This is a genomic window from Carnobacterium sp. (genome assembly GCF_049673005.1).
Classification (GTDB): Bacteria; Bacillota; Bacilli; order Lactobacillales; family Carnobacteriaceae; genus Carnobacterium_A.
This window is the reverse complement of sequence record NZ_JBATXB010000052.1, coordinates 1-5,090: the sequence shown is the minus strand read 5'-3', so window position 1 is coordinate 5,090 and position 5,090 is coordinate 1. Positions and strand designations below refer to the sequence as shown.

Here is a 5,090-nt window from a genome sequence, read left to right as displayed (position 1 = left end):
TTTCTTGTAGCAACGATTTATCTTTAGCCTTACCACTTAAGTCTTTAGCGGTAAAATGATGTTTGATTTTCCCATCTGTTTCAGGATTAAATTCTTCATAGTCGATGCCGTTTAGAATCCCACTTATTTTATCTTTATTTTGACGCAAAACGCCATCTAACTGTTCTCCGAAATAAGGTGTTTGAATTTCTTCGGCATATGTTGGACTTACTGTCGTCACCTTATCTGCGTAGAAAATCCCACCTTTTAAAACATTTAAATCTTCATAATATTTTAATCCATGTTCATGAAAAGTATTATACCCAATGCCATACCAATCTGATAAAACCGCTTGGTTGTATATTCCTTGAAACTGCAGATTATGAATAGTTAAAATTGTTTTTATCTTCTGATAGTTTTTTATCCAATGGTATTTATCTTTTAATAAAACTGGAATAATAGCCGTATGCCAATCATTTAAATGAAGCACATCCGGTATAAAGTCAATTTTCTCCATCATTTCACAAACAGCTTGAGAAAAGAATGCGAACCGCTCTCCATCATCTTCGTATCCATATAAATTAGGTCGATCGAAATAATACAGGTTATCAATAAAATAATAGGTTACTTTATCATTAATTAATTTCTTTACTCCACAAAATTGATTTCTCCATCCGACTTTTACTTCAAACTGCAAAACGTCTTCTAGTTTATCTTTAAATTTTTGAGGCATCGTAGTATGAAAAGGCAAAACAACTTGTACATTTATTCCTTGCTTGATAAGTTCTTTTGGTAGAGCTCCCGCAACATCACCTAATCCTCCTGATTTAAAAAAGGGCGCACATTCTGCTGCTGCAAATAATACATTTATTGTCATTTAGACTTTGGCCCCTCTCTCTGGCTCAACGACAGTGTTTTTCTTAATGACTTTAATATTATCAGCTGTTCCTTTTAAGTGAACATTTTCTCCAATCCTGACACCCTTATCTAAGATGACATATTCTAGAGAAGCTCCTTTTCCAACTTGACTACCTTGCATGATAATGGAATGATTTATTTTAGCTTCTTTTGCAATCGTCACTTTACGAAAAATTAATGAATTTTCAACTTCTCCCTCAATAAGACAATCACTTGCAAACTGTGAATTTTTGACTTTGGCATCTTTTGAATAGAATGTTGGAGCTCCATTTTTAACTTTAGTAATAATAGAATCTCCTCTATTTAATAGCGCATTGTAATTAGACTCATTCAGCATATCCATATTGGCTTCAAAATAACTTTTTATGCTATTGATATTTTTCAAATATCCTGTGTATTCATAGCCAACAACGTTTACTTTATCTAAGTGCTCCTTATACAGAAGTGTTGTTTCACTCTTGACCTTACTTTTCCCTGCTTTGGTAGCCAATTCAACAAATTTTTCAGAAGTCATAATCGCAATATCCATATTTACTGGAGCTTTTTTTAGGTTTGAGTCTAGTTTGTCGAAAGAAACTAAATTCGTTATCCTATCCGTTACCTGACTTTCAAATAAAAGATACGTTTCATCCTCACTTCCAACATAATCAGGTTGGACCATATTTTTGTATACGACTGTTACATCAGCTTCTTTTTCCTGATGGTAGCGTAAAAGTGCTAATATGTCGATATTGCTTAACATTTTACTCCCCATCATTACAACATACTCTGATTTAGAGCGCATAACATAATGGATTTGATCATGGTAAAAACTATTTATTTGATCAACTTTCTCCATTTCTACTGCTTCTCTTATAGCTGTTTCAGTATGTGGAAATAACCCTCCACCAATTGATGAATCCAACCCCCATGAAGCTCCACTGCGGATATGATCATGCAGTGAGCGTCCATTACCGGCTATAAAGAAGGCTGCAGAATCGATTGAAGCATTATGAAGACTAGTAAATGGAAAGTCAATTAAACGATACCGACAACCAAAAGGTAGAGATGAAACGGAACGTTTTTCTGTAAGAGGCAACAGTTTCAAATCGTCCTCTTTTAAATTTAAAATAGCGCTAATTTTATTTTTCTTCATCTGTTAGTCCTCCTATCTCTTCGTTATATCCTACAACCATAATTTCTTTTTCTTTCCCAACAACCGTTGCGCCATCATGAATCTTAGCGTTATCTCCAATAATAGCGTAGTCAATAGTTACATTTTCTCCAATTGTTACATCGGCCATAATGATGCTGTTCTTGATGGTAGACCCTTTTCCTACTTTAACATTATGAGACAAAATGGAATGAGTAACTTCTCCTGCTATATAACAACCATCGACTATCATTGCGTCTGTCACTTTTGACGTGGCTGTTAAAAATTGTGGCGGAGATGATGGACTTTGAGTATAGATACGCCAATCTGAGTTTCGAATATTTAATGCATGAGTAGGATCTAAAAATTCCATATTTGCTTCCCACAAACTTTCAATTGTTCCAACGTCTTTCCAATAATCAGTAAAAGCATACGCAAAAATACTTTCGCCATTTCCTAGATAAGCTGGAATAACATCTTTACCAAAGTCTTCTAATTCTCTTCTTTTCGCTTGATCTTCAACTAGGTATTTTTTTAATAAGGCCCAATCGAATATATAAACACCCATTGAAGCTAAGTTACTCTTAGGTTCAGCAGGTTTTTCTTCAAATTCAATAATGCGACCGGTCTGATCTGTATTCATAATTCCAAAACGTGGCGCTTCTTCAATTGGAACAGGTATAACACCAACCGTTAACGCTGCTTTTTTTAATTTATGAAAATCTAACATCTCTTGGTAATCCATTTTATAAATATGATCTCCTGAAAGAATTAAGACATAATCTGGATTATGCTGGTCGATAAAACTACTATTTTGATAAATGGCATTAGCAGTTCCCTTGAACCACTTTTCGCCATCAACACTAGCATACGGTTGAAGTATTGTTGCCCCTCCATTATGAATATTTAATCCCCACGATGACCCATTACCCACATGGCTATTTAATTCTCTAGGCTGATATTGAGTTACAACTCCAACGTTTTTAACTCCTGAATTAACACAATTGCTTAAGGCAAAATCAATAATACGATACTTCCCACCAAAAGGTACTGCTGGTTTAGCTATTTCTTTCGTTAATTTTCCTAGCCGCGAACCTTGTCCACCTGCTAAAATCATTGCTAGCGTTTCAATTTTTGTCATATCACTTGGAAGAGCTTCATACTAACTCTCCCCCTATCCTCCTTTTTAGATTCAATTAGCCTTTCGGAACACCTTTTATTCTTTTAGGTCTTAAAATTACTACACTCATTGCTGGAAGAATAAGTTCAACATGATTTTCTTGATGGTTCACCGATTCATTGATTGTTTTTAAAAGACCTTGATCTTTCGTCCATACGCCTCCAAATTCACTCATTTCTGTATTTAAACGTTCTTCATAAGTCCCTTCATAAGGAACGCCAACTTTAAAGTTAGGTCGTTCGATAGGCATGAAGTTACATAGAATGATTAAGAAATCACGTGGCTTCTTGCCTTTTCTAATAAAAGTCAAAATACTTTGCTCTGCATTATCTGCATCTACTATTTCGATTCCTGATGGATCATGATCCAATTCCCATAAAGCACGTTCTTTTTTATACATTTCATTGATTTTTTTAGTGAAATAACTGTGTTTATTATTCTGATTATCTTCTAGACTTGTCCATTCTAATTCAGAATGAACACGCCATTCTAGAAATTGACCAAACTCGTTTCCCATGAAGTCTAACTTCTTGCCTGGATGAGTCATTTTAAAGGCTTCCATCACTCTTAATCCTGCAAATTGATTGTATCGGTCTCCTGGCATTTTATGCATCAATGATTTCTTTCCGTGAACAACTTCATCATGAGAAAAAGGCAATATATAGCGTTCATTGAATGCGTACATAAATGAAAATGTGATTAAATTAAAGTGGTCTTTTCTTTGGTGAGGTTCTAATTCAAAAAATTTTAGCGTATCGTTCATCCATCCCATGTTCCACTTGTAATTAAATCCTAATCCGCCTTGGTCTACAGGACTAGTCACATTTGACCATGCTGTACTCTCTTCTGCAATCATTAATGTTTGTGGGTGTCTTTCTAAAATTACTGAATTCAATTTTTTAATAAAGTTTACACCTTCACGATTATGATTGCTTCCATCTTCATTCGGTGTCCATGGACCTTCATCGTAGTCTAAGTACAACATGCTTGAAACAGCATCAACTCTTAATCCATCTAGATGAAATTGTTCTAACCAATATAAAGCGTTAGAAATCAAAAAACTGTGAATTTGATCTTTTCCTAGATCAAAGTTCATGGTTCCCCATCTAACATTTTGAGCTTGATTTGTATCCGTGTATTCAAATTGAGCCGTTCCATCAAAATAAGCCATACCATAATCATTCCGATTAAAGTGACCAGGCACCCAATCCATAATGACACCTAAATTCACTTGATGAGCGGCCTCAACAAAATTTTGGAATTCTTCCATTGTTCCGTATTTAGATGAAATAGCATAGTAGCCAGTTAATTGATACCCCCACGAAGCGTCAAGTGGATGTTCCATTAGTGGCATAAATTCTATGTGTGTATAGCCCATCTCTTTTACATATGAGATGAGTTCTTCTTGTAATTCGGAAATGGTATACCATGAACCATCATCATGGCATCTCCATGAACTTAAATGAACTTCATAAATAGCCATAGGTCGAGTTGCATGGTTGTATCTTTTTTTATTAGCCATCCATAAACTATCTTGCCATTTTTTTTGTGTCAAATCTTTTACAATTGATGCATCTTTAGGACGAACTTCAAATGCATAAGCATAAGGATCTATTTTTAATTTGATTTCTCCGTTTGCTTGCTCAATTAAATATTTATAACACTGTCCTTCTTTTGCATTGGGTGTAAAAATTGTCCAAGATCCTGTTTCGTTTACTTTTTCCATCTCTAATCCATTAGTCCAGTCGCAAAAATCTCCTACTATAGACACCATTTTCGCATTTGGTGCCCACACAGTAAACCGAAATCCTTCTGTTCCCTCATAATTTTCAAAAGAACAACCTAGCGCTAAGTAACTATCAAAATGTTGACCTGTATTAA

General features: G+C 34.8%; 4 protein-coding genes. All 4 read right to left on the bottom strand.

From position 1 onward, the window contains the following. Window positions 1-850, bottom strand: an 850-nt coding sequence (locus tag WBF61_RS04505; RefSeq protein ID WP_424254296.1) for a glycogen synthase, incomplete at its 3' end; no start/stop codon positions are given. A gap of 6 nt (window positions 851-856) precedes the next feature. Beyond that, window positions 857-2,032, bottom strand: coding sequence for a glucose-1-phosphate adenylyltransferase subunit GlgD (gene glgD, locus WBF61_RS04500; RefSeq protein WP_424254294.1), 1,176 nt, complete (start codon window positions 2,030-2,032; stop codon window positions 857-859). After that, window positions 2,019-3,170, bottom strand: coding sequence for a glucose-1-phosphate adenylyltransferase (locus WBF61_RS04495; protein ID WP_424254293.1), 1,152 nt, complete (start codon window positions 3,168-3,170; stop codon window positions 2,019-2,021). The genes glgD and WBF61_RS04495 overlap by 14 nt, the downstream gene beginning before the upstream one ends. A gap of 55 nt (window positions 3,171-3,225) precedes the next feature. Continuing rightward, the coding region (gene glgB, locus WBF61_RS04490) for a 1,4-alpha-glucan branching protein GlgB (RefSeq protein ID WP_424254291.1) at window positions 3,226-5,090 on the bottom strand (1,865 nt) is incomplete at its 5' end.